This is a genomic window from Enterobacter asburiae, assembly GCF_001521715.1.
Classification (GTDB): Bacteria; Pseudomonadota; Gammaproteobacteria; order Enterobacterales; family Enterobacteriaceae; genus Enterobacter; species Enterobacter asburiae.
In genome coordinates, this window is sequence record NZ_CP011863.1 from 1099984 (window position 1) to 1123785 (window position 23802).

The window sequence follows — 23802 nt, forward strand, 5'->3', positions numbered from 1 at the left end:
GGCTATCTCTGTGTGACAGGCTCACTTTCTATAGGTAAACCTCATGCAATATCCAACCGTATCAGTAAACGGCGTTTCCGTTCGTGTTGACGACGAAGGGCGCTATAACCTCAATGATCTTCATGCAGCCGCAGTGGCAAACGGAGAGGCAACAGAACAGCAGCGCCCAAGTCAGTTTTTGCGTAGCGCTCAAGTTAAGCGCTTCATAAAAGCACTAAAATCCAAAGTGCAAAAAAGCACTCTGGAACAAATTCAACCACTTAAAGTAATTAAAGGTGGTGATGAGCCTGGGGTGTGGGGTATCGAGCTACTTGCTATTCGCTACGCAGCCTGGATTAAGCCAGAATTCGAAATTGAGGTATACGAGGTTTTCAGAACAGTAGTACGCCTCGGCATTAATGCAATGTCCCGCCTGAACAAAATTGACCACATCATTAATAACGAATCCAAAGCGATTAGCCAGTGCGCCAGCCAGATGGCCCGGTGGGGAGTTGGTGGACGCAAAAAGCTACTCCATGGAGCGCGTGATCGCATTGCTGATGAGGTGCAGATGTATTTGCCTGGCATTATGTAGGCAGCGATAACCCGCTTAACTGCGGGTTTTCCTGTTGCCATATATGACGGAGGCGATATGTACACACGCGAGAGACTTGCAAGACTTGAAGCCACAGACTAACTGCGAGAGCGAAACATCCGAGGTATTGAATCCGAGCTGAAAAGCATCAACCAAAACCTTTCCTCAATGGAAAAGCGGTTCATTGATAAGATCGACGACAACCAAAAATGGCTGGTTGGCCTTTTGGTATCGGCAATACTTGTTCCCTTGTTCATTGCCCTAGTCACCAAGTGACATGTAACTAGTTTTGTCGTCGCCCGATACCTGCTACTCTTTTGGCACATTTACCAAAGGGGATAGGGATATGAAGAGGTTGCTTTCGATTGCTATTTTGGCAATGGCGCTATTGGGCTGTGGGCAAGATACCGCAACAGACAAAGTAGAAAAATTCATAAAAAGCAAAGACATTGGACTGCTTTCAAAAAGTAAAATTTCACAGTGCTCGGAAAGCTTCGTCAGAAATTTTCATTACTTTGACGAAAACACATTGCCGACAACTAATAAGTACTACGAATTGAGTGAATACCTCTATGGTAAAGTGAAATTTGAACCAGTGAGTGAGAGTCAAGTCGGGAATGCCACAGAGGTAATGCTGAAGGTTAGTATCCCAAAACCAATAGAGGATGCTAAATCATTCATCTTTGCTGATGAAAACCACGCCCCCAGTGAAGAAATATCAGCATTAAACAATTTGCTTGCTCTCTATAAACGCGGTGGCTTGAAAGATATGCAATACACCACTTTCGATATGAAGTGGGTAGTGCTTCCCGATGGCATAGATCCGAATTTTACACCTGAGCAGATAAAAGCCTGCTCACAAAAATAATAATGACCCCGGCCATCCGGGGTTTTTTATTGCCCGGAGAAAGTGAAATGACCCAAAACGTCGGTGATATTGAATATGTGATTAAGGCCGATACGGCACAGTTGCTGCGTGCTGATAAACAGGTTCGTGACGTAACCGACGACATGGAAGGTGGTTTCAAGCGGGCTGATAAGGCCGCTTCATCGCTAACATCATCCTTTGGTAGCCTGAGTCGTGTAGCCACTTCTCTGATGGCTATCCTGTCGGTTCAACAGGTATCTCAATACGCCGACGCATGGACTACGCTCAATAACAAACTGGCCAACGCCCTCCGCCCAAGCGAGCAGCTGGTTGACGTTACTGAGCGGGTGTTCAATATCACCCAGCAAACTCGCGGAAGCCTCGACGCTACGGCGTCTCTGTATGCGAGACTGGAGCGTGCCACCAGGGAATATGGAACCAGTGCCGACGATCTGGCTAAACTGACGACCATCATTAACCAGGGATTTGTTGTCTCCGGTGCTACTGCGCAAGAGGCCGAAAACGCTATTATCCAGCTGTCTCAGGGGCTGGCATCTGGCGCTCTGCGCGGCGAAGAATTTAACTCAGTGAATGAGCAGGGCAACAGGATAATTGTCGCGCTTGCTGATTCAATGGGGGTCAGCATCGGGCAAATGCGCCAGATGGCCGCTGCCGGGAAGTTGACTACTGATGTTGTGGTTAACGGATTACTTTCGCAGGGAACTGCGATCGGCAACGAGTTTGCTAACACCACGACAACTATCAGTCAGGCATTGCAGGTTGCCGGGAACAACATCACCAAGTTCTTTGGTGAAAACTCCACGGTAAAAACCGGTACAGCAATTTTCAACGATGCCGTGATCAGCGTCAGTGAGAACATCGGCGCTCTTAGTGCCATCTTGACCGCTACCGCTGCTGTAATGGGTAGCCGCTACGTTGGCGCACTGACAATGGCTACTGCTGCGAAGGTAAAGGCCGCAGTTGCTGCAAGAAATCAGTCGGCAGCAGAGATGCAGGCGGCGCAAGCCGTTGCAAATAAAGCCGCCGCAGATCTCCGCGCAGCTGCTATCGCAAAAGAACGGGCGCTGGACGAGATCCGGCTTGCGGAGATGATGAAGCAGACAGCGATCAGCGCGGCGAATGCCGCAGCCGCCGAGCAACGCTTATCTGTCGCCAGGGTAGCGGCTACTGCTGCTGTTGCAAATTACAATCGAGCATTAGTAGCAAGTAACGCTGCTCAAGCGGCAGCGTCATCCGGGGCTGGCCTGGCAAGCAGGGCGTTAAGATTAATAGGCGGAGCCGGTGGTGCAGCCATGCTCGCGGCCAGTGCGATCCTATATTTCTCTCAGCGAGCTAAAGAGGCCAGAGACGATGCCAATAACCTGGCAGATAGCGTCAACGATCTGAGCGCTAAGTTCCAGACCATGTCGCATACCGAGCTGGCAGCCACCATTGGCAAGTTAAGCCAGAATCTGCCAACCCTTAGCGATGCGGTAGCCGACGCACAGAAAGAATTTAACGACGCTACAGCTGCTGTTCAGAGGCAAGAAAGGGAGATCGCAAACTGGGGAACGAACACTACTCGAGGCCGTCAGGCCGCTGAAGCATTAGGTGGTGCCCAGGATAAATTAGCGATTGCAACTCTCGAGCTTGAACGTGCGCAGAATCGCCTTAGCCAGACGCAGAACGCTATTAACATAGGACGCGCCACGCTCAATGGCACGATGAGGCAAGGGATTGACCTGCTTCGCCGGGATGGTGAGGAAGCGGGTGTCGCCGCCGGAATGATGGGCAAGCTTGGCGATATGATCAATTTCGCCGCAAAAGCTAAGGAGAAATTCAACTCCAGCAGTTTGATGGTAGATCGCCCGAAAGATGCTCAGGACTACCTTGATAAACTTCAGGACCAGGTGACACTCCAGAGCGAGCTTAACGACCGCAAGCGTGCGCAGTTGAAGGCTGAGCAGGATATAAGGAAGTTATACGCCGGAAGCGCTAATGATGAAAAATCGAAGTTGCAGATGGAAAGGGATGTGGCCTTGGCTCGTGAAAGGGCTGCTGCCGAATATGACGCACAGCAAGCTCAGCAGAAAGGGAAAAAGGAAACTAAAGACGCCGCATCCGAAGCATCCAGGGCAGCCAACCAGCAGGAAGCTGTTACCCAAAAACTTGCCAATCTTAAGCAGCAAACAGACCTCGCAGCCGATTCTACAAAAGAATTAAGCCGCGAACAGGCAGTTCTCGCATCCCAGCAATCACTTGGGAAAGGCGCAACTCAAGAGCAGATCGCGCTGGCTGGTAAATATCGCGGGGAAATTTGGGATACAGCAAATGCCCTTAAAGCCCAGGCCGCTGCTGAAAAACTACTACCGGAAGCCAAAGAGAATGCTAGCTACAAACAGGATGTTGAAGACCTTAGAACCGCTCTGGCCGCCAAGAAGATAAGTCAGGAGCAATTCAACGAAACATCTCTGCGTATCGAGCAGCAGCATCAGGCTAACCTGGCAAAAATCCGGGCCCAGCAGGCAGTAACACCGCAACAATCTGCAATTGGTGAAATCGACCCGGTTCAGCAATTAGCAAATCAGCACGCGCAGGAACTGGCTCTCATCCAGCAGTTTGAAACCCAAAAGGGCCAGATCACTCAGCGTGGTCTCGAACTGATGAATGCTGCCAATACTCAATACGAGCAGGCTCGTATCGCTGCGCAATGGGAAATCTATCGCAACCAGAGCACCACCAACCAGCTCATGGCTGACGCTGTAGATTCGCTTCAGGGCGGGGCGACCAATGCCATAACCGGGCTGATTAACGGCACTCAGAGCCTTCAACAATCACTGGCTAACATCGGCACTACCATCCTTAACAGTGTCGTTGGCAGCTTTGTTCAGATGGGCGTGGAGTGGGTTAAGAGTCAGTTAATGGGGCAAGCTGCAGCCGCTGCATCACTGGCATCGACTATGGCACAGGCTACCGCCGCCGCCTCTGCATGGGCGCCAGCCGCAATGAGCGCTTCAATCGCCACATACGGCAGCGCGGCAGGGGTAGGCCAGGCTGCGTATGCTCAGTCTTTGGTTGCTGCTAAGGGGCTGGCTCTTGCAGGTGGCCGTCGCTACGGTGGTGGGGTATCTGCAGGAAACGCTTACCGCATCAACGAAGATGGACGCTCTGAAATCTTCCAGACAGCAGGTGGGCAGCAGGCATTCATCCCGAACCAGTCAGGGAAGATCATTCCTGCTGATAAGGTTGGAGGAGGCGGTGGGGTGGTGCAGCACATCACTTTCGAAATCAACACCACTGGCGGCATAGACGATGCGACCATGGCTAAGATGGCGCAGATGATGAAGCAGGTTAGCCTCAGCACCATTCGTGATCAGCAGCGCCCTAACGGGTTACTACGGAGGTCATAGTGCCAGAAACATTCACATGGACACCACAGAAAGCATACTCCGTTGAGCGCACGCCGAATGTTGCCGTCGTTAAGCTCGGCGACGGTTACGAACAGCGACAGGTGAAGGGTATCAATCCACTGATGGATAAATACTCGCTCACCTTTCGCGGCGTCAGCGGAGCGTGCCGCAGTAACCCTGCGAAGGATGCTGAGGCATTCCTCAAGGCCAGGGGGGCGGTTGAATCGTTCTACTGGACGTCATCCGATACGGGAGTGAGGAAGCTGTTTGTCTGCCGATCCTGGAATATGACAAAGACCGGGCCGCTGTTTGAACTGACGGCCACTTTTGAACAAGTACCACGATAAGCCGAAAGGCGGGAGACAGTTATGACTTTAGAACAACGTGTTGAAGAGTTAGAGGCTATGGTTGATTCAATGAAAGCACAGATGGAAGAAGTTATTAGCGCTCACACCTGTGCTTATAATCAAATCACTGCGAAATTAGATCAAATTGCCGTAATTCAAGCTGAACGCAAGGCTTGAATAGCAAGTTTTTCAATCTCACCGATGGTTTTATTCTTTATCTCATCTGGCGCTATATCTAGGTTTACCGAATGAAATTGGTCATTAGGGCCAATCAAATTAGCTTTTAATTTAAATGTATTTCCAGCGACCGCAAAAGAAATAAAGTCAATAGCGTTTAATTTCAATTCTGACATTATTTTTCCTTTATCAGAGGTAATCAGCCATCCCCCTTCGATGGTTACGTCAGTGTCCCACCACTGACGGGCTGAGCTTACACGTTAACCAGGGTTATCAGTAAGCAACATCCTGATATTCAAACAGTAGCCACCACTTGGTGGCTTTTTTTATGGGAGTTTGCCGTGCGCGACATACCAGCCAGTATGATTATTGATAGCGTCGACGCCGGAGTAGGCGCGTTTATCGACCTGTTCGAAGCCGACCTGCAACCCTTTGGCGGAGACCTTATCCGGTTCCATTCCGGCACCAATGGATATTACGGAAATGTGATCTGGAAGGGGAATCAGTATCAGGCATACCCGATAGCAGTCGAAGGGTTCGAGTCAAAGAACGAAGGCACATATGCCCGGCCAACAATGGTGGTGGCGAACGTCACGGGTTTACTGACGGGCATAAACCATGACTTCGACGACATGCTTGGGGTGGTGATCACCCGCCGTCAGGTTCCGGTGAAATACCTGGACGCGGTGAACTTCCCCAATGGCAACCCTGACGCAGATCCGACGCAGGAAGCGGTTTCCCGCTACGTTGTGGAAGAGATGACCGAAGAGACATTCGAGCAGGTCACTTACACGCTGGCGACACCGATTGACTGCGACAACGCTATCATCCCGGCGCGAACCATCCTTGCCGACGTCTGCCAGTGGCTGTATCGCGGCGTCGGGTGCGGATATGACGGGCCGCCGGTTGCAGATGAGCGCGACAATCCAACCACTGACCCGGCGAAAGATAAGTGCTCTCACCGCCGTAGCGGCTGCCGCTTCCGTTATCCACGACCGGAACCAATGCCAATCAGCAGCTTCCCCGGCTCTCAGAAGGTTTCATGATGCAAGAATTACTCGATTATGCGGCATCGTCGCAGGATGAGGTGTGCGGCTTAATCCTGGATGGCGGGCAGTTGTTCCGCTGTCGGAATGTTCACCCGGAGCCTGGAAAGCACTTCCGAATCAGTGATGATGAGTGGCTGGCGGCCGAGGAGGCTGGAGAGGTGACTGCGGTATTTCACTCTCACCCAATGAACAGCCCGGTTCTGTCCGGCGCCGACCGTAAATGCCAGGTTGCATCGGGCCTTCCATGGGTGCTGGCCTGTAACGGGAAAATCAGAACGTTCAGGCCGGTGGATTACCTTTTGGGGAGGCGGTTCGAGCACGGAGTGACTGATTGTTACACGCTATTCCGTGATGCGTATCACCTGTGTGGCATTGACCTCCCTGACTTCGAAAGGACGAATGGCTGGTGGCTGAGAGGGGAGAACCTTTATCTGAACAACATGTCGCGCAATGGCTTCAATCAGGTATCGCCGGGAGAAGCGCTGCCAGGTGACGTAATAATCAGGCAACCATTCCCCGGAGCTGACCCTTGCCACGCAATGATTCTGCTCGATGACAATATGGTTCTTCACCACGATTGCTCAGGGCATTTAAGCCGGAGAGAGCAAATGCGCCCGGCATACGTTAAGCAGATGCATTCCATATGGAGACATGAACAGTGCTCATCTTTAAATTTGCAGGGCATTTACGCCGACATTTCCGCAAAGTCGAGCTGAGCGTTGATACCCCTGCCCAGGGCATTCGTCTTTTGCTTGCTCAGAATCAGGAGTTCAAAAAAGCATTCCTGAACGCCAGAGTAAGAATGCGAGTGGCGGGTGAGGATGTTGAAACGTCTTCGGTGCAGTGGCACATGGATCGGCGCCTGAAGGATGGCTCTGTAGTGCTGTTTGTCCCGGTGATTGAGGGGGCGGGACTTGAGACCAGTACGATAGTTCTCATTGCCTCACTGGTGCTGTCTGCCGCCTCGGTTGCTTACTCCATCTACATGTCCCGGAACATGAAAAGCAAAACTTCAGCGGAAGCGGCCGAAACAAACACCCTCACGAATAACTCGTTTACCAGTGCAGAAAACAGGGTCGGACAGGGGCATCCTGTCCCCATACTCCTCGGCGAGATGGAGGTCGGCAGCAACGTAATAAGTCTCGGGATCGACACATCTAATAATTCCGACTGGGAAGAATCAATCAGCTAAGGTGGCGCTATGTCTTCAGGTGGCGGTAAAGCATCAACCCCAAAACTACTCGACGACAACCTCAAATCAAAACAATTCTATCGGGTACTGGATCTGATATCTGAGGGGCCAATCGCGGGCCCGGTGGATCAGGAGCACCTGTCTTCATTCAAGCTGAATAAGACGCCTATCACTGACTCGAACGGTAATGTCAACGTGAACGGCATTAGTGTTGCCTGGCGACCTGGATCGGAAACTCAGGAGCCAATCAACGGCTTCTCTGCAATCGAAGCGACGACCATTGTTAACACTGAGGTCACTTACGATACCCCGCTGGTTAGAACCGTGACAGATCAGGACGTGACCCGCGTTCGTTTTAACATCGGCGTCACCGGGCTCATGGAGCAGGACTCCAAGGGTAACCAGAAAAACACCTCTGTAACGATGGTTATCGAGACCAGAACTGGCTCGTCGGGCTGGGTCATGGAGAAGACGGTGACGATTACAGGGAAAATCTCTGGCGAGTACCTTGAGGCGCACGTCATTGATGCCCCCGACACCAAACCGTTTGATATCCGCGTTCGCCGCATTACGCCTGACAGCAGCAGCGATTTGCTGTCAAACGGGACTGTTTGGAACAGCTACAGCGAGATCACCGACGACAACCTTAGCTATCCGTTCTCTGCTGTTGCCGGCTCAGTCATCGACCGTGACCAGTACACCGACACGCCGAGCCGCACATATCATCTTCGCGGGCTGATCGTTGACGTACCGGATAACTACGAGCCAATTGCCAGAACTTACTCCGGGCTGTGGACGGGGGGCTTCAAAAAGGCATGGACTAACAACCCGGCGTGGCTGTTCCGTGAGCTGGCGAAAAACACCCGATTTGGCCTGGCGAAACGCGCCGGATACATCGATGTTGACGATGGCGCACTCTACATTCTGTCGCAATATTGCGATCAGCTTGTAGATGATGGGTATGGCGGCAAAGAGCCACGCATGACGCTCAACGCCTACATCACAGAGCAGGCGAGTGCGCGAGACATTCTCGACAAGATAGCGAGCATGTTCCGTGGCATTGCGCTGTGGGACGGCCTGCGCCTGTCCGTAATGCTGGACGCTCCACAGGATCCGATTGCGACAATCACGAACGCCAACGTTGTGAATGGCGAGTTCAAACGAAGCTCTGTAAAGCGTTCAGAGAAATACAATGCGGTTGTAGTGTCCTGGACTGACCCCGACAACGGATGGGAGCAGGTGAAAGAGTACGTTTCCGACGATGAGATGATAGCCAAAGGGAACTACAACGAAACCACTCTGGAGGCGTTTGGCTGCACCTCTCGCGGACAGGCATGGCGGGCAGGTAAATGGCTGCTGGAAACAGCAAAGCGTGAAAGCAGCAGACTGTCTTTCCAGATGGCACGCGATGCTATCCACTTCACGCCGGGTGATATCGTTGAGGTCATGGATAATGACTACGCAGGAACTCGCCTCGGGGGGAGAATTGTTTCTCATTCCGGGAGGGTGATAACGGTTGACGCGGTTGATTCCTCGGTAGTAACGGACGGCTCCACTATGTCGATTATGGGGAGGGACGGAAAGTTCTCTCGCTATGAGATTGATGGCGTTAACGGAAACAACGTCACACTCAAAAACGAACCTGAATGGGTGAGGGCGGGAACTGTATTTGCCATTTCAACCGCAAGCGTTGCGATTCGCCTTTTCCGGATACTGAGCGTTGCCGAAACGGAAAACAACTCCGTATACAGCATAACGGCCTCATTGCACGACCCCAACAAACAGGCCATCGTTGACGAGGGTGCAGTGTTTGAAGTTCCCAGCGATACGCTGAACGGCTACCGCGTGCCTAACGTGGAAAACCTGCGAATCCTGAACACAAACACCGAGACCGTCCAGGTTACAGCAACGTGGGAGACGGCAACCACTACTAAAAAGCTGGTGTTTGAGCTGTACATCTACAGTGCTGATGGGAAGCTGGTATCTCAGTACGAAACTGACCAGTTCCGGTATGAGTTTTACGGCCTTGCTGCCGGTAGCTACACGCTCGGCGTTCGTGGGCGCAATGAAAACGGGATGAAAGGCGCCGAAACTCAGGTGAGTCTTATTATAGGCGCGCCAAAGGCTCCTAACTCCGTTCAGTGGATACCCGGACCATTACAGGCCACTCTGGTGCCAGTTATGTCTGTAACGGCAACATCAGATACCTCTTTTGAGTTCTGGTACGCTGGCGAGACGCCAATCCCATTAACCGATGATATTGAGAACAAAACTCAATTCCTCGGAAGGGGGAACCAGTGGACCATTCAAAAGCTCAAGTTTGACCACGTCTATTACGTTTATGTCCGGACACGCAACGCGTTCGGGGTTTCTGATTTTGTTGAGGCTTCAGGAAAGCCAACGGATGACTTTAGCGATATCACCGATGCAATCCTGGAGGAAATTAAAGAGAGCGATACCTTTAAAGACCTCATCGAGAGCGCCGTCGAGAGCAGTGAAAAGTTCGCAGAACTGGCTGATGCCATCAAAGATAACGCGGATGGTCTCGCGGCGGTGGTTGGCTCTAACAAGCAGACCGCAGAGGCAATCATCAGTAACGCACTTGCCATTGCTGATGTTGTTGTGCGCCAGACTGCGCAGCAGGGGGCTAACTCTGCGACATTCGAACAGCTCCGGGTGGTGATCGCCACTGAGACGGAAGCGCGCGTCACGGATGTTACTCGCCTTGAGGCAAAAACTGCGCAGAATGAAGCCGGAATTACTGATGTTCGCCAGGCTTTAGCAACGGAAACTGAAGCGCGCGCTTCTGCTGTAAGCCAGTTGACGGCTGCCACTCAGGCCGCATCTGACAAAGCTGATTCAGCAGCTGCTGTAGGTGCTCAGAATACAGCATCAATCACTGACCTTAGCCAGGTTGTCACGGACCTCGATTCCTCAATGGCATCACGTCTGGAAGAACTGGGTGCACAAACTGATAAGGCCAGCGGCGGTATTCAGAGCAATGCTATCGCGCTGATCACCAGCACGCTCGCGCAGGTTAACCAGCGTAATCTTCTGAGCGTGCAATATGGCGATAACAAAGCCGGTATTGAGCGGGTCGATAATGTAATGGCCGATGCCAGTAAAGCTGTTGCTGAGTCGTTTCGCACCCTTGACTCCAGTACCGGTGGGAATACCGCGAATGTCACTGACCTGTCAAAGACGCTTGCTGATTTCACACAGGCTTCGGCTACTCAGATCAATTCGCTGAAGGTTACCGTTAATGGCCAGCAGGCCTCCATTGTTCAGAATGCGCAGGTATCAGCAGACATCAACAATAATCTGAATGCGATGTACAGCATTAAGGTGGCTGTTGATGCTAACGGCCGTCAGTATGCTGCAGGCATGGGTATTGGTGTTCAGAACACTCCATCCGGAATGCAGTCGCAGGTGTTGTTCGTGGCTGACCGATTTGCGGTGATGTCTCAGGCTGGTGGAGCTGTAAATTTGCCCTTCGTCATTCAGAACGGGCAGACGTTTATCCGTGACACCTTCATTCAGGATGGCACTATCACCAATGCCAAGATCGGAAATGTCATTCAGTCGAATAATTACAGTGCGGGTACAGCAGGCTGGACCATCAACAAGAATGGTTCTGCTGAACTCAACAATGTCACGGTTCGTGGAGGGGTTTACGCCCAGAATGGGCAGTTTGGATTCACCAACTCAACGGGAGGAGTCACGATCAATAACAACGGTGTCACTGTCAATTTGTCGAACGGTGGGCGCATTGTTCTGGGAGAGTTTTGATGGCCAGGGGACTTTATATCGATTTGAATGACGGGCGTCCGGCAATGACCATCACTGCCGGAATGAAATGTCCGTCGTATGGTGGGGAGGCTGTGGAGGCATGGGGCCAGCAGACCATGACTGTTCAGGGCTATGTTGCCGGAGCTACCCCTTTTTTCATTCCATCAAATTCGGTTGTGAATGTGACTCGCTCGCCGAATCTGATAACAACGATTATGGTTCTCGATGGGATAACCAATAACGGAAACGGAACCCTGACGCAGAGTGTCTGGTCATCAGATGGCTGGGGGAAAGATAAAACATTTCCCGGCACAGTCTGGCAGATTTTACCCGCAGGGCAGAGTGGAAACCGTGGTTTGCTCATTGAGGATTCGACAGACTTTATTGCGATCACTGATGTCAGCCGTGTTGCTTCCTGTGTTTTCAGTGGAACGGTCAATGTAAATGGTACTTACACACTTCCGGCCAAAGGGCTCGTTTTTGCCCGCTGGAATGACAGCGCAGCTACGCTTGAATGTGATGGTAATAATATTTACTCCCGGCAGGATTACACGGGCTATGACGATATTGCCCGTTCTGTGAATGTCGATATTGCGATTTTTGCGGTTCAGGCTCCTGTACCCGGGAGAGGATTAAATTTCATCAACGCTGCTGGCCAGTGCACTTTCTCTACCACCCGCCGTCCGTTTATATTCCGCAATCAGTTTTATTCACCGGGCAATAGCTGGGTCGATATTGGCAACAGCATGATTGCGCTTGGCTGCTATGGTTTCAACTCTTCAACAGCCAGCGGGTGGTGCAACATGCGATCCAAGGGACTGGTGATGAGCGGGAACTCGGTAAAATGTGGGAATGGCCGCGTCCGTTCCCGATGGACCGACAAGTATTCTGTGACCGGCGAGAGATATACCGGAATGAGTATTCCCATCATCCCCGCAATGTATTGACACAACCCCACTAACAAGCCCCGCCATGGCGGGGTTTTTTATTACCTGGAGAAAATATGATTTATACCACTGGCACTATTGCCATCAGCGGAAATACCCTAACAGGTACCGGAACAAATTTTACAGCAGCTGGCACTCTAATCCGTAATGGTTGCACCGTAATCGCGCTAACCAGCCCGCCGCAGGTATTCCAGATTACCGCTATCGGCGGGGCAACCAGTCTCACCGTGACACCAGCGGCAAACCCTGCAATCCCTGCAGGAACGAAGTATTCGATTTTGCTAAGCGACAGCCTTAGTGTCGATGGCCTGGCGCAGGATATTGCTGAAACATTCACGATGTACCAGCGCTATATGAGCGGATTCGCTGATGTGATGAACGGTACTACAGACGTCACCATCACAATTAACGGCGTGGCTGTCACGGTACCGGGTCAGAAATCACTGGCCAAGAAAGGGGCAAACAGTGACATTACCAGCCTTTCCGGGCTGACTACAGCGCTAAGTATTTCACAGGGAGGGACTGGTGATAAGACTGCCGCTGGCGCTCGCACAAACCTCGGTTTAGGAAACAGCGCCACCAGGGACGTTGGAACAACTGCGGGAACGGTGGCGGCCGGTGACGACAGTCGCCTGAATACGGTGAACGGGAAGACCGGGGGTACGCTGACATCACCATCACTTTTTACATCGGCATTTAATTCTGGAGCAGGTAACAAAGTTGGAATCCAGTCATTTGATACTGGCTCTGTAGGTGGTGTTATTGGCAGGTCGTCATTTCAATATTTTAACGATACTGGTTACATAGGTGCCCGCCGGGGTGGTGGATATGATATTCAGGATATTGCAATTGGCATCGACAAGGCTAATGGCACATACACCAACTGGGTTTTTTCCGCCGGGGGGAACGCCACAGCGAATAATGGTTCATGGGTCAATAATTCCGACCATCGCATTAAAACAAATACCAGGCCGATTGAGTCTCCGCTTGAAAAAATGAAGATGTTACGTGGCTATACGTGGGAACGACTGGATAACGCACCTCCGGGCCAGGGGTTTATCGCTCAGGAACTGATGGAAGTGATCCCGACAGCGGTTTTCACTGGTGGTACGACTATCCTTGATGACGGCACAGAGATTGAAAATACATTATCGGTGGATGTGGCAGGTGCGGCCGCAGCTCTTCACCATGAAGCTATTCTGGCGTTAATGGTTCAAATAGAAGATTTAAAGAAACAGGTCGAAGCGTTGCGGTCTGGAAGCTGAGGAAACCGCCGCCCATTCTTGCATACTATGGGCGACGGCTGGCTGCTCAGTGTTCATGCCCGAGCAAACGTCGGGAATATTACCCGAGTAGAATTTAAAGGCCAACCTGGCGAACGGTCGGGAACTCCGAAACCAGCCACATATCGGACTCTTCAAACATTTCCTCCAGCATGCGGTTCAGTTTTTCCCGATCGCTTTTGCTGGCATCGCTATTCAGTCCGTTTGCCTGCATCGGCTTCACCTTCACTTCGGCATCAGGGAAAATCTGGTGCACCCGCTTCGTCAGCTCAGCCAGAATGATCTCTCTGGCCCCTTCGAGCCCCGCAACATTACGCTTGTCATATACTAGTTCAACAAACATTACTATCCCTCTTGCCTAACTTGATCTGTAATTACAAAAATACTACTGTGTATACATACAGTCAATAATCCAGTGAGGGCGCTCTTATGCCTCGTCAAGCTGATATACGTGCAGCCTTTTTAGCGGCCATACAACAGAACCCCAAGGGATATCTTTGTTTGAACACTGACAAATTTATCACTGAATTACGCGTTAGGAATTGGCATTTCAGTCAGGTAGATGCCAATACATGGATTGAGAGATACCAACCAGACTTTGCTGATAAGACGACGGATGGAAGCGATAACCGTTACTGGATCCTGCGTAACATGGGGAGGGTGCACTGATGGGATTTCCTTCACCGGCGGCTGATTTCGTAGCACCGCGTTTATCTCCGGAAATTATCTGCGGGATCGGCATGGACAGCCGCATCCTCGAAACCTCGTCTGGCTTTGCGGTTATCGAGCCGTGCACCAGACTGGTACAGAATCAGGTTCTGCTAATCCTCAGCGGCGGACGGACTCAGTTTGCCAGGGTCATGGGCAGGGCGCTGATTTGTGATGATGGTGAAGCGATAGAGGGGGAGGCTGCGGAAGAGGTTGAGGTGATGGGGCGGGTGACATTCTTCATCAACAGCGTGATGCAGGATGACAGGGTGGTGTGATGGGGCATGGGTGGGGCATAAAGTTACCGCGAAACGACGTTAGTTCATTGCACATGACAAATCGTATCGCGGCAACATAGCAGAAGTTACCTCACATCAATCCAACATCAAGCCACTTCGTTAAAAGACTTAATAGTCTCCAGATAAAGATCGCCTGCAGCACCGGGGTACCGAGGAACGGGATCAGCGTGATGACGTCTTTACTGCTCAGCGAGCTGCCGATCCCGAGCATGATCCCGCAGAACGAGAGGAGTGCCACGGGCAGCATAAAGGTTTTACCCAGTTGCTGGAAAAATTCCCACAGCGATATTTTTTGTGCTGCTTTCGCCGTCATAAAACGACTCCTTTATTGTTAAAATCAGTTTGTCTGCCTCAATGCTGCGAGAAGATAAAACGTTTTATCAAAGTTTAGTGCGTGCTAAATCACATTCTCAGGCTTTGACTGGTAGTATAAAGATAACGTATTGATAAAACGTTTTACCGATCTCATTTCAGGGAGTCACGCCAACACATGGCTGTAGCGAAAAAAATCACCATCAACGATGTTGCGCTGGCGGCGGGCGTTTCCGTCAGCACCGTTTCTCTGGTGCTGAGCGGAAAAGGGCGCATCTCTCCTGCGACCGGTCAGCGGGTGAACGAGGCGGTTGAGCAGCTGGGTTTTGTGCGTAACCGTCAGGCGTCGGCGCTGCGCGGCGGGCAAAGCGGAGTGATTGGCCTGATTGTTCGCGACCTGACGTCACCTTTCTATGCGGAGCTGACCGCCGGGTTAACCGAAGCGCTTGAAGCGCAGGGGCGGATGGTCTTTCTTCTGCACGGCGGTCGCGAGGCCGATCAGCTTCTCTCCCGGCTCGATATGCTGCTGAACCAGGGTGTTGACGGGGTGATCGTCGCCGGAGCGTCTGGCGTGGGCAGCGAGCTGTGCGAGCGCGCCGCCGAAAAAGGCGTGCCGCTGGTGTTTGCTTCGCGCGCCAGCTACCTGGACGAGGCCGATACGCTGCGCCCTGATAACATGCAGGCCGCGCAAATGTTGACCGAGCATCTTATTCGTCGCGGGCATCAGCGCATTGCCTGGCTGGGTGGGAAAAGCTCGTCCCTGACGCGCGCCGAGCGGGTCGGCGGCTACTGCGCGACGCTAATAAAATACGGCCTGCCGTTCCACAGCGAATGGGTCGTGGAGTGTGAATCCAGCCAGAAGAAAGCGGCGGAAGCGATAGGCGCGCTGCTGCGCAGCAGTCCGACGATCAGCGCCGTGATTTGCTATAACGATGTGATTGCCATGGGCGCCTGGTTTGGCCTGATCCGCGCCGGGCGTCAGAGCGGCGAGGGCGGGGTGGAAACCTTCTTCGGCCACCAGGTGGCGCTCGGGGCGTTCGCCGACGTCGGTGAAAATGCGCTAGACGATCTACCGATCGTCTGGGCTACCACCCCTGCGCGGGAGATGGGCTACACGCTGGCGGACAGGATCATGCAGCGCATCGACAATACGGATGTGCAGGCCGGGCACCAGATTGTGGCGGCGCGGCTGGTGACGGTGAAATAATATCAGGTGGGTTGCGTTAGCGGATTGAGCAACAGTTCGGCTTCCAGCGCTTCCACAAACTTTCGTACTTTTGCCGGGATCAGCCGGGAGGTCGGGTAAACCGCCCAAACGGCCAGCGATTCCGGCTGAGCGTCCTCCAGGACGATCCGCACGAGTTTACCCTCTCTGAACGCCGGCTCTACGTACCAGCGGGATAAATTGGCGATCCCCAACCCTCCCAGGCAGGCTTCGAAAATTGCCTCAATAGAGTTCGCGGAGAATCGGCCCGACACCTTTTGTTTGTAGTGCTGTTCGCCCTGTTCGAATGACCAGTGGACGGAATCTGACGTGGTCAGACAGCTGTGTGCCGCCAGATCGTTAAACGATTTTGGATAGCCATTCGCGGCAAGATACGCCGCGCTGGCGCAGAGATCGCGAGGGTTGTGACACAGGCGATGGGCAACCAGCCGGTTATCGCGCAGCGGCGCAATGCGTAACGCCACGTCTATGCCTTTTCCGACAATATCAACCTGTTCGTCGGTGGCGAGTAAATCGACCTGCAGGGCGGGATGTTGCTGCATGAACCGGGTCAGCATGGGAGCAACAATCTTACGGCCAAACCCCGCTGAGGCGGTAATGCGCAGACGTCCGGAAAGATGCGTCCCCTCGGGAAACAGATCGGCCAGCGCGTTATTTTTATCTTCCAGCAACGCCTGCGCATGGGGCAAAAAAACGGCCCCGTCGCTGGTGGGTGAGAGGGAACGCGTGGTGCGGTGAACCAGCCTGACCCCCAGTTCAGCCTCAAGATTATTAAGAGAGCGTGATGCCGCCATGGCGCTCACAGAGAGCCGACGCGCGGCGCCCGCCAGGCTACCCGCCTTGACGGCTTCGACAAACACTTCAACGTCTTCCAGTTTCATTGTATCGATTTTCGTTATGCTGACTTAACAAAGTACATATCTACATTATTTATCGTTACGCTGCCATAGTCTCTTCACAACCTGAAAAATATCAATCTGGAGTGAAGATGAAAAAGTTGAAAACGGTTCTGGCGCTCAGCGGCCTGCTCCTGGCAAGCACATCGTGGGCAGATGCCCCGGCGCAGGTGAAACAGCAGGTGCCGGGCTATTATCGTCTGGCAGTCGGGGAATATGAGGTGACGGCGCTGTTCGACGGCTATAACGATCTTTCGCCTGCCTTACTACACGGGCTCTCAGGGGACAAGGTTCGCGAACTGCTGGCTCAACACAAAATTGATGCCGAACGCATGCCTACCGCCTTTAACGCCTTTCTGGTGAATACCGGTAAACACCTGGTCATGATTGACAGCGGGGGTGGCCACTGCATGGCGGAAACGGCCGGCCAGCTGGTCAGCAATATGAACGCATCAGGGTATCGTCCCGAGCAGGTTGATACCATTTTCCTGACCCACCTGCATCTTGACCACGTGTGCGGCCTGAGCGATGCGGAGGGTAAGGCGTTGTTCCCCAATGCCACCGTCTACGTACCGCAGGGGGAGGCCGACTACTGGCTTGACCCCGCAAAAGAAGCGAGCGCGCCGGCTAATGCGAAGGAGTATTTCGCTATCGCCAGGCATGCGCTGTCCGCGTATAAAGCCGCCGGACACTTTAAAACCTTCGTCCCGCCAGCTTCGCCTGTCCCGGAAGTCCAGACGTCATATGCCATTGGTCATACGCCAGGCAGCACCGTTTATCGCTTCGCGTCGCAGGGGACGGCTATCAACTTCATTGGGGATTTGATTCATGCTCCTGCCGTCCAGTTCCCGCACCCTGAAGTGTCTATTCGCTTTGATGTCGATCCGAAAAAAGCCATCTCATCCAGGGCGCAGGAGTTTAACGCGCTGGCAAAAGACGGTGAGTGGATGGCCGCAGCGCATCTGCCTTTCCCTGGTATCGGGCATATCACTTCCGGGCAGCAGGGCTATAGCTGGAATCCTGTCAATTACGGTCCTTATCAACGTGCGGCCAACGTGCCTCTGCTGAAATAAAGTGAGGTGACGAGCATGAAAAGTTACACCGTAACGGCGAACGGTATCCGACAGTTCGTCGTAGAAGAGGGTGAAGGCGCACCGGTTATTCTTCTGCATGGTTTTCCAGAAACAAACTATGCCTGGCGGTACCAGATACCCGTTTTGTCCCGACACTATCGTGTGATTGCGCCGGATTTACGCGGGTATGGCGAAACGGATAAACCTGCTTCTGGCTATGATAAGCGCAACATGGCGCGGGACATCCGGGAACTGATGCGTGTGCTGGGTTTACAGAAAGTGGTGCTGGTGGGGCACGATCGCGGGGCGCGCGTCGCGACGCGGTTTGCAAAAGATTACCCTGAGCTGGTGGATCGACTAGTGGTGATGGATAACGTGCCAACGCGTATTGTGGCGCGCGATCTGAATGCGTCGATTGCGCGTGCGTACTGGTTCTTCCTGTTTCATCTTGTGCCAGACCTGCCGGAAGCGCTGATTGCGGGTCGGGAGCATATCTGGCTACGCCACTTTTTCTCGGACTGGACCTACAATCCGTCGACCATTAGCGACGAGGCGTTTGACACTTATGTTCGGGCGTATCAGGCGCCGGGTGCCGTGCGTGGCGCTATGGCTGACTATCGCGCCAACGCAGAGGATGTGGCGCAGGATATGGCTGACGCTGAGGTGAAAATCACCTGCCCGGTAATGTCGCTGTGGGGTAATGATTTTCATGCGGTCGGCAAGCTTTTCGATATGGAAAGCGTCTGGGCAGAAATGGCGGAGAACCTTCGGGCGCAGGGTATTGATGAGTGCGGCCATCTGCCGCAGGAGGAGCAGCCAGAGAAAGTGAACACGCTTCTGCTGGATTTCCTTGCTGGATGGAAAAGTTAGCGGGCAATAAAAACCCCTCATGCGAGGGGTTTTGACGTTTACTGCTGCGGTGCCGCCGGTTCGGCTGGTGCTGCCGGTGCTGCCGGTGCTGCCGGTTCCGGCATCCCCAGCGTCGGCATACCAAACATGCCGACGAAGTCTTCCAGCGGCATCTTGTCGCCGTTGAGCGTGACCTGGCCGTTGGCGTACTGCAGGCTGGTGGAAATCGTGTTGTTTTCCACTTTAGTGATGCGGAACATCTGGCCCATGGCCGCCAGGCCTTTCACCTGCTGGTTCGCAAGCTTGCCGGCGTCTTCATCGCCGTAACCTTCCAGCTTCGCAATCTGGGTCATAAACTCGGTCGCCATATCCATCGGGATGGTCAGCTTGCTGTCGAGCGACTTCACGCTGCGATCCACTTCCTGCGCCAGCGTCTGCGGTTCACCCGTTGCGGTTGCCGGATCTTTCAGGAACAGAGACAGGTTGAAGCTGGTTTCGCCTTTGCTGTTTTTCCAGCTCAGCGGCGCAACGGTTATCACCGGCTCGCCTTTCAGCAGGACAGGCAGGTTGTTGAACAGCACCGCCATCGCCTGCTGCTGATATACCTCAGGGTTCTGCTGCAGCGCGGCATCGGTCAGCAGCGCCTGGCTCTCTTTGCTGTATTTCTGGCTAAACTCGTGCCACGCCTGGCCGTCGATATTGCCGATCTTCAGCGACAGTTTGCCGGTGCCCAGATCCTGATTCTGCACCTTCAGGCTCTTCAGCGTGTAATCCAGCTGCGTGTTAATGCTTTTACCGTCTTTGGAAACGTCGGATTTGCCGATGACGTCCATACCTTCCAGCACGGCCATCTCTTTTCCTTCAACCGCAATGGCAACCTTGTCGAGAGACAGTTTTTGATCGCCGATACGCTCCTGGAAATCGGTCATTCGGCTGTTGCCGTCGGCTTTCAGGTTGTTGAAGGTTAGCTGAACCTTTTGGTTATATTCGTTCACGGCATTGACCAGGCCGCTTTCCGCTTCACCCGTCAGGGAGAACACGTTTCCGTCGCGGTCAGCATCGAGTTTGAAGTGACCGCCGCTGAAGGCGACTTTCTCATTCTCTTTCTCGTAGTTCAGCGCTTTCAGGGCAATATCGGAACTTGTGTCACCGGCATAGCTAATTCGGGTATTGATGTCGAAAGGCGACTCATTCTTCGCCAGGTCAAACAGCGGTTTGGTGACGTCGTTATTCACCAGCACGGTATGAACAGAAGCCATCGACGGGATCAGGTTAAAGGACTTCAGCTGCGCCAGCGGTAGCGGGCCGTGGCTCACCACCTCGTCCAGCACCACGCTCTGGCCCGGTTTCAGCCAGCCGTTTTCAGCACCGGCAACCGGCTTCACCACCAGCTGCATACGGCTGGTAAACACGCCGCGATGATAATTCTGGTAGCTCAGCTCAAGGCCCGCCTCCGGCGCGCTGCGCTTAATCTCTCCGTTAGCCTGCGCCACCATCTCAGCCAGACGGCCTTCCAGCTGTTTCCCGGTAAACCAGGAGACACCCGTCCAGACCACGCCTAACGCTACAATCACTCCAACCGCTACGACCGATTTTTTCATTGCGACTATCCCTAAAATGAAACCAGGCGGTAAAAACCGCCTGGAGATATTAAGCCTGCAACTAGCTTAGCAAGAGTTGTTAAAAAATTCAGTAAGTGCTTAAAGCTTATTGAAAACGCGCGCCAGACGACCGGTGCCGTTTACGCTGACCGGAGATTCATTGGCTGCAACGAATGCTGACTCACCGGGCTTAAGCACCAGGCGCTGTTCGCCTTTGCGCAGCGTCGCTTCGCCCTCCACGCAGAACAGAATCGCCGCGCTTTCCTGCGCGATGGCGGTTTCGGCCTGGCTCAGGTCGTGCAGGGAGAAGGCAAAATCCTCAACCGGAATCGGGAAGTCCAGCTCTGCGCCGTTTTTCACCGGCTGAGTCAGCAGCTCCGCGGCAGGTTTCGCCACGAACTTCACGTTGGCAACCAGCTCAGGAATATCGATGTATTTCGGCGTCAGGCCCGCGCGCAGCACGTTATCGGAGTTGGCCATCACCTCCAGCGCCACGCCCTGCAGGTAGGCGTGCGGGGTTTCGGCAAACAGGAACATCGCTTCGCCCGGGTTCAGCTTCACCACGTTCAGCAGCAGAGGGGAGAACAGGCCGCTGTCGTCCGGGTAGAATTCGGAGATCAGGCGGATGGTCTCCCACGGTTCACCCTGCTGGCTGCCCAGAGCCGCTTTCAGCACCGCCAGCGCGTGAGATTTCTCTTCACCCTGCATATTCAGCAGGCTGGCAAACAGCTGGCTCAGCGCGTCCGCGTTCGGGTTTTCAAGGAAGTGGGCGATAGCCTTGTGGGCACCCGCGACCGGTTGCAGCAGGGAAACGATCTCTGAAAACTCGCGGAACGCGTTCATCGCCAGGAACGGGGTCAGCGCAAAGACCAGCTCCGGCTTGTGGTTAGGATCTTTGTAGTTACGCTCGGCTGCGTCTAACGGAATACCCGCCGCGTTCTCTTTCGCAAAGCCGATTTCAGAGGCTTTCTTGTTCGGGTGAACCTGAATGGAGAGCGGCTGGTCGGCGCACAGCACCTTAAACAGGAACGGCAGTTCGCCGAAGCGCTGAGCCACCTTGTCGCCCAGCAGCGCGGCTTTATCGGCATCAATCACGTCACGCAGGCTGCGTACCTGGCCGCTGGCGTCTTCAATTTTTGAGCTGCTCTTCGGGTGCGCACCCATCCACAGTTCTGCCATCGGCAGGTTGTTCGGGTTCGCGATACCGTAGAGATCCGTTAACGCAGTTTTACTTCCCCAGGCGTAGTTTTGCACTGAGTTAATGAGTTTTTGCATTATCAAGCCCTGATTCAATTATGGAATTAACTCCGGGTATTAAAGCAATAAACCTCATGGAAGTAACCTGTGGATGTAAAAAGTCGTACTAGTCTCAGTTTTTGTTAAAAAATTGTGTAGGATAAGCTGACTCGCTTTTAAGCCGGGCAGCGGAACATCTGCCCTGAATAAACAGACCGAAGCAGTAAGTGAGAGACCAATGTCGAATAAACCCTTCCATTATCAGGATCCTTTCCCCCTCAGTAAGGATCGGACCGAGTATTACCTGTTAACCCGCGATCACGTCTCCGTCTCTGAGTTTGAAGGACAAGAGATCCTCAAGGTTGATCCGCAGGCGCTGACGCTGCTGGCGCAGCACGCTTTCCACGACGCCTCGTTTATGCTCCGCCCAGCGCACCAGCAGCAGGTTGCCGATATCCTGAGCGACCCGCAGGCCAGCGAAAACGATAAATACGTTGCCCTGCAGTTCCTGCGTAACTCAGACATCGCCGCGAAAGGTGTTCTGCCTACCTGTCAGGACACCGGTACGGCGATCATCGTCGGCAAAAAGGGCCAGCGCGTCTGGACCGGTGGCGGTGACGAAGCGGCCCTGGCGCACGGCGTCTACAACACCTACACCGAAGATAACCTGCGCTATTCGCAAAACGCGGCGCTGGATATGTACAAAGAGGTCAACACCGGCACCAACCTGCCTGCCCAGATCGATCTCTACAGCGTCGACGGTGACGAGTACAAATTCCTCTGTATCGCCAAGGGCGGCGGTTCGGCCAACAAAACCTACCTCTACCAGGAAACCAAGGCGCTGCTCACCCCGGGCAAGCTGAAGAACTACCTGGTTGAGAAGATGCGCACCCTCGGCACCGCGGCGTGCCCGCCGTACCATATCGCGTTTGTGATCGGCGGTACGTCGGCGGAGAGTACGCTGAAAACCGTCAAGCTGGCCTCAACCAAATACTACGACGGCCTGCCTACCGAAGGTAACGAGCACGGCCAGGCGTTCCGCGACGTACAGCTTGAGCAGGAACTGCTGGAAGAAGCTCGCAATCTGGGCCTCGGCGCGCAGTTTGGCGGCAAATACTTTGCCCACGACGTGCGCGTGATACGTCTGCCGCGTCACGGTGCCTCCTGTCCGGTCGGGATGGGCGTGTCCTGCTCTGCGGATCGCAACATCAAGGCGAAGATCAACCGTGAAGGCGTGTGGATCGAAAAACTGGAAAACAACCCGGGCAAATACATCCCGGAAGAGCTGCGTAAAGCGGGTGAGGGTGAAGCGGTTCGCGTCGACCTGAACCGTCCGATGAAAGAGATTCTGGCGCAGCTTTCGCAGTATCCGGTCTCGACCCGTCTCTCGCTGAACGGCACGATCATCGTGGGCCGCGACATCGCGCACGCGAAGCTGAAAGAGCGTCTGGACAACGGCGAAGGGCTGCCGCAGTACATTAAAGATCATCCGATCTACTACGCAGGCCCGGCAAAAACGCCTGAAGGCTACGCGTCCGGCTCGTTAGGCCCAACCACCGCAGGGCGTATGGACTCGTACGTTGACCAGCTGCAGGCCAACGGCGGCAGCATGATCATGCTGGCGAAAGGCAACCGCAGCCAGCAGGTGACGGATGCCTGCCACAAGCACGGCGGCTTCTACCTCGGCAGCATCGGCGGCCCGGCAGCGGTTCTGGCGCAGGGCAGCATAAAGAGCCTGGAGTGCGTGGAATACCCGGAACTGGGTATGGAAGCGATCTGGAAAATTGAAGTGGAAGACTTCCCGGCGTTTATCCTGGTGGATGACAAAGGCAACGACTTCTTCAAGCAGATCCAGTCGTCCCAGTGTTCGGCGTGCGTGAAGTAATTCTGTAAATTGTCGGGTGGCGCCAGCGCCACCCGACACCAATAAGAGCGCACAAAGCGCCATATCGTTTCTCAGAAGTCAT

Annotated in this window: 22 protein-coding genes and 1 pseudogene; 17 read left to right on the plus strand and 6 right to left on the minus strand. The window is 53.6% G+C overall.

Going from position 1 to position 23802, the window contains the following annotated elements:
• The first annotated feature begins 43 nt into the window (after window positions 1-43).
• From ACJ69_RS05595 to ACJ69_RS25175, 5 genes are all read left to right on the plus strand, one after another.
• Window positions 44-574 carry a KilA-N domain-containing protein gene (locus ACJ69_RS05595; RefSeq protein ID WP_059346634.1) on the plus strand — a complete coding sequence of 177 codons (531 nt, stop codon included), beginning with the start codon at window positions 44-46 and terminating at the stop codon, window positions 572-574.
• A gap of 346 nt (window positions 575-920) precedes the next feature.
• Window positions 921-1442, plus strand: a complete 522-nt coding sequence (locus ACJ69_RS05600; protein WP_048962465.1) for a hypothetical protein — start codon at window positions 921-923, stop codon at window positions 1440-1442.
• Window positions 1443-1489: 47 nt separating this feature from the next.
• Complete coding sequence (locus ACJ69_RS05605) at window positions 1490-4852, plus strand: tape measure protein (protein WP_059346636.1); 3363 nt, start codon at window positions 1490-1492, stop codon at window positions 4850-4852.
• Window positions 4852-5199: a phage tail protein gene (locus ACJ69_RS05610; protein ID WP_054829853.1), complete on the plus strand. Its 348-nt coding sequence runs from the start codon at window positions 4852-4854 to the stop codon at window positions 5197-5199. Before ACJ69_RS05605 ends, ACJ69_RS05610 begins: the two co-directional genes overlap by 1 nt.
• A gap of 21 nt (window positions 5200-5220) precedes the next feature.
• Window positions 5221-5376 carry a hypothetical protein gene (locus ACJ69_RS25175; protein WP_022651023.1) on the plus strand — a complete coding sequence of 52 codons (156 nt, stop codon included), beginning with the start codon at window positions 5221-5223 and terminating at the stop codon, window positions 5374-5376.
• Here ACJ69_RS25175 and ACJ69_RS05615 read toward each other — a convergent pair.
• Window positions 5355-5552, minus strand: coding sequence for a hypothetical protein (locus ACJ69_RS05615; RefSeq protein ID WP_022651024.1), 198 nt, complete (start codon window positions 5550-5552; stop codon window positions 5355-5357). The two genes, ACJ69_RS25175 and ACJ69_RS05615, sit on opposite strands and share 22 nt — an antisense overlap.
• 165 nt (window positions 5553-5717) lie before the next feature.
• Here ACJ69_RS05615 and ACJ69_RS05620 point away from each other — a divergent pair, with 165 nt between their 5' ends.
• Genes ACJ69_RS05620 through ACJ69_RS23880 form a run of 6 tightly spaced genes read left to right on the plus strand, consistent with a single transcriptional unit; the run spans window position 5718 to window position 13618 of the window.
• On the plus strand, window positions 5718-6422 hold the full coding sequence (locus tag ACJ69_RS05620; RefSeq protein WP_023303627.1) for a phage minor tail protein L: 705 nt from the start codon (window positions 5718-5720) through the stop codon (window positions 6420-6422).
• On the plus strand, window positions 6422-7141 hold the full coding sequence (locus ACJ69_RS05625; protein ID WP_054829864.1) for a C40 family peptidase: 720 nt from the start codon (window positions 6422-6424) through the stop codon (window positions 7139-7141). The genes ACJ69_RS05620 and ACJ69_RS05625 overlap by 1 nt, the downstream gene beginning before the upstream one ends.
• Complete coding sequence (locus tag ACJ69_RS05630) at window positions 7084-7617, plus strand: tail assembly protein (RefSeq protein WP_059346638.1); 534 nt, start codon at window positions 7084-7086, stop codon at window positions 7615-7617. Before ACJ69_RS05625 ends, ACJ69_RS05630 begins: the two co-directional genes overlap by 58 nt.
• Window positions 7618-7626: 9 nt before the next feature.
• Complete coding sequence (locus ACJ69_RS05635) at window positions 7627-11406, plus strand: TipJ family phage tail tip protein (protein WP_081051419.1); 3780 nt, start codon at window positions 7627-7629, stop codon at window positions 11404-11406.
• Window positions 11406-12353 carry a DUF6453 family protein gene (locus tag ACJ69_RS05640; RefSeq protein ID WP_054829852.1) on the plus strand — a complete coding sequence of 316 codons (948 nt, stop codon included), beginning with the start codon at window positions 11406-11408 and terminating at the stop codon, window positions 12351-12353. The genes ACJ69_RS05635 and ACJ69_RS05640 overlap by 1 nt, the downstream gene beginning before the upstream one ends.
• A gap of 56 nt (window positions 12354-12409) precedes the next feature.
• Window positions 12410-13618, plus strand: coding sequence for a tail fiber domain-containing protein (locus tag ACJ69_RS23880; RefSeq protein ID WP_063849362.1), 1209 nt, complete (start codon window positions 12410-12412; stop codon window positions 13616-13618).
• A 94-nt stretch (window positions 13619-13712) separates the two neighbouring features.
• Here the strand turns inward: ACJ69_RS23880 and ACJ69_RS05650 are convergent, their stop codons facing one another.
• Window positions 13713-13979 carry a DinI family protein gene (locus ACJ69_RS05650; protein WP_054829850.1) on the minus strand — a complete coding sequence of 89 codons (267 nt, stop codon included), beginning with the start codon at window positions 13977-13979 and terminating at the stop codon, window positions 13713-13715.
• Between the two features lie 86 nt (window positions 13980-14065).
• Here ACJ69_RS05650 and ACJ69_RS25650 point away from each other — a divergent pair, with 86 nt between their 5' ends.
• Together ACJ69_RS25650 and ACJ69_RS05660 are read left to right on the plus strand one after the other, a co-directional pair.
• On the plus strand, window positions 14066-14305 hold the full coding sequence (locus tag ACJ69_RS25650; RefSeq protein ID WP_054829849.1) for a hypothetical protein: 240 nt from the start codon (window positions 14066-14068) through the stop codon (window positions 14303-14305).
• A complete protein-coding gene (locus tag ACJ69_RS05660; protein WP_023306078.1) occupies window positions 14305-14622 on the plus strand; it encodes a hypothetical protein in 318 nt (105 codons plus the stop codon). The genes ACJ69_RS25650 and ACJ69_RS05660 overlap by 1 nt, the downstream gene beginning before the upstream one ends.
• 139 nt (window positions 14623-14761) lie before the next feature.
• Here the strand turns inward: ACJ69_RS05660 and ACJ69_RS05665 are convergent.
• A pseudogene (locus ACJ69_RS05665) lies at window positions 14762-14956 on the minus strand (PTS sugar transporter subunit IIBC); the annotation flags it as partial.
• Between the two features lie 177 nt (window positions 14957-15133).
• Here ACJ69_RS05665 and ACJ69_RS05670 point away from each other — a divergent pair.
• Complete coding sequence (locus ACJ69_RS05670) at window positions 15134-16162, plus strand: Mal regulon transcriptional regulator MalI (protein WP_023311457.1); 1029 nt, start codon at window positions 15134-15136, stop codon at window positions 16160-16162.
• Window positions 16163-16164: 2 nt separating this feature from the next.
• On the opposite strand, the gene ACJ69_RS05675 is transcribed toward ACJ69_RS05670, so the two are convergent.
• Window positions 16165-17061 carry a LysR family transcriptional regulator gene (locus ACJ69_RS05675; protein WP_054829848.1) on the minus strand — a complete coding sequence of 299 codons (897 nt, stop codon included), beginning with the start codon at window positions 17059-17061 and terminating at the stop codon, window positions 16165-16167.
• A 107-nt stretch (window positions 17062-17168) separates the two neighbouring features.
• Between ACJ69_RS05675 and ACJ69_RS05680 the strand changes: the two genes are divergently transcribed.
• Complete coding sequence (locus ACJ69_RS05680; protein WP_059346641.1) at window positions 17169-18149, plus strand: MBL fold metallo-hydrolase; 981 nt, start codon at window positions 17169-17171, stop codon at window positions 18147-18149.
• A 15-nt stretch (window positions 18150-18164) separates the two neighbouring features.
• Window positions 18165-19019 carry an alpha/beta fold hydrolase gene (locus tag ACJ69_RS05685; protein WP_059346643.1) on the plus strand — a complete coding sequence of 285 codons (855 nt, stop codon included), beginning with the start codon at window positions 18165-18167 and terminating at the stop codon, window positions 19017-19019.
• 38 nt (window positions 19020-19057) lie between these two features.
• Here the strand turns inward: ACJ69_RS05685 and ACJ69_RS05690 are convergent, their stop codons facing one another.
• Both ACJ69_RS05690 and manA read right to left on the minus strand, forming a co-directional pair.
• Window positions 19058-20599: a YdgA family protein gene (locus tag ACJ69_RS05690; RefSeq protein ID WP_054829847.1), complete on the minus strand. Its 1542-nt coding sequence runs from the start codon at window positions 20597-20599 to the stop codon at window positions 19058-19060.
• A gap of 99 nt (window positions 20600-20698) precedes the next feature.
• Entirely contained in the window at window positions 20699-21874 is a 1176-nt protein-coding gene (gene manA / locus ACJ69_RS05695) for a mannose-6-phosphate isomerase (RefSeq protein ID WP_059346645.1), read from the minus strand.
• Window positions 21875-22073: 199 nt separating this feature from the next.
• Here manA and fumA point away from each other — a divergent pair, with 199 nt between their 5' ends.
• Window positions 22074-23720, plus strand: coding sequence for a class I fumarate hydratase FumA (gene fumA / locus ACJ69_RS05700; RefSeq protein ID WP_029740299.1), 1647 nt, complete (start codon window positions 22074-22076; stop codon window positions 23718-23720).
• Window positions 23721-23802 lie beyond the last annotated feature (82 nt).

Bases quoted from the DNA above. Each gene is read 5' to 3' on its own strand.
- ACJ69_RS05595 (WP_059346634.1), top strand. From the start codon at position 44: ATGCAATATCCAACCGTATCAGTAAACGGCGTTTCCGTTCGTGTTGAC.
- ACJ69_RS05600 (WP_048962465.1), top strand. From the start codon at position 921: ATGAAGAGGTTGCTTTCGATTGCTATTTTGGCAATGGCGCTATTGGGC.
- ACJ69_RS05605 (WP_059346636.1), top strand. From the start codon at position 1,490: ATGACCCAAAACGTCGGTGATATTGAATATGTGATTAAGGCCGATACG.
- ACJ69_RS25175 (WP_022651023.1), top strand. From the start codon at position 5,221: ATGACTTTAGAACAACGTGTTGAAGAGTTAGAGGCTATGGTTGATTCA.
- ACJ69_RS05615 (WP_022651024.1), bottom strand. From the start codon at position 5,552: ATGTCAGAATTGAAATTAAACGCTATTGACTTTATTTCTTTTGCGGTC.
- ACJ69_RS05625 (WP_054829864.1), top strand. From the start codon at position 6,422: ATGCAAGAATTACTCGATTATGCGGCATCGTCGCAGGATGAGGTGTGC.
- ACJ69_RS05635 (WP_081051419.1), top strand. From the start codon at position 7,627: ATGTCTTCAGGTGGCGGTAAAGCATCAACCCCAAAACTACTCGACGAC.
- ACJ69_RS05640 (WP_054829852.1), top strand. From the start codon at position 11,406: ATGGCCAGGGGACTTTATATCGATTTGAATGACGGGCGTCCGGCAATG.
- ACJ69_RS23880 (WP_063849362.1), top strand. From the start codon at position 12,410: ATGATTTATACCACTGGCACTATTGCCATCAGCGGAAATACCCTAACA.
- ACJ69_RS05650 (WP_054829850.1), bottom strand. From the start codon at position 13,979: ATGTTTGTTGAACTAGTATATGACAAGCGTAATGTTGCGGGGCTCGAA.
- ACJ69_RS25650 (WP_054829849.1), top strand. From the start codon at position 14,066: ATGCCTCGTCAAGCTGATATACGTGCAGCCTTTTTAGCGGCCATACAA.
- ACJ69_RS05660 (WP_023306078.1), top strand. From the start codon at position 14,305: ATGGGATTTCCTTCACCGGCGGCTGATTTCGTAGCACCGCGTTTATCT.
- ACJ69_RS05670 (WP_023311457.1), top strand. From the start codon at position 15,134: ATGGCTGTAGCGAAAAAAATCACCATCAACGATGTTGCGCTGGCGGCG.
- ACJ69_RS05675 (WP_054829848.1), bottom strand. From the start codon at position 17,061: ATGAAACTGGAAGACGTTGAAGTGTTTGTCGAAGCCGTCAAGGCGGGT.
- ACJ69_RS05680 (WP_059346641.1), top strand. From the start codon at position 17,169: ATGAAAAAGTTGAAAACGGTTCTGGCGCTCAGCGGCCTGCTCCTGGCA.
- ACJ69_RS05685 (WP_059346643.1), top strand. From the start codon at position 18,165: ATGAAAAGTTACACCGTAACGGCGAACGGTATCCGACAGTTCGTCGTA.
- ACJ69_RS05690 (WP_054829847.1), bottom strand. From the start codon at position 20,599: ATGAAAAAATCGGTCGTAGCGGTTGGAGTGATTGTAGCGTTAGGCGTG.
- manA (WP_059346645.1), bottom strand. From the start codon at position 21,874: ATGCAAAAACTCATTAACTCAGTGCAAAACTACGCCTGGGGAAGTAAA.
- fumA (WP_029740299.1), top strand. From the start codon at position 22,074: ATGTCGAATAAACCCTTCCATTATCAGGATCCTTTCCCCCTCAGTAAG.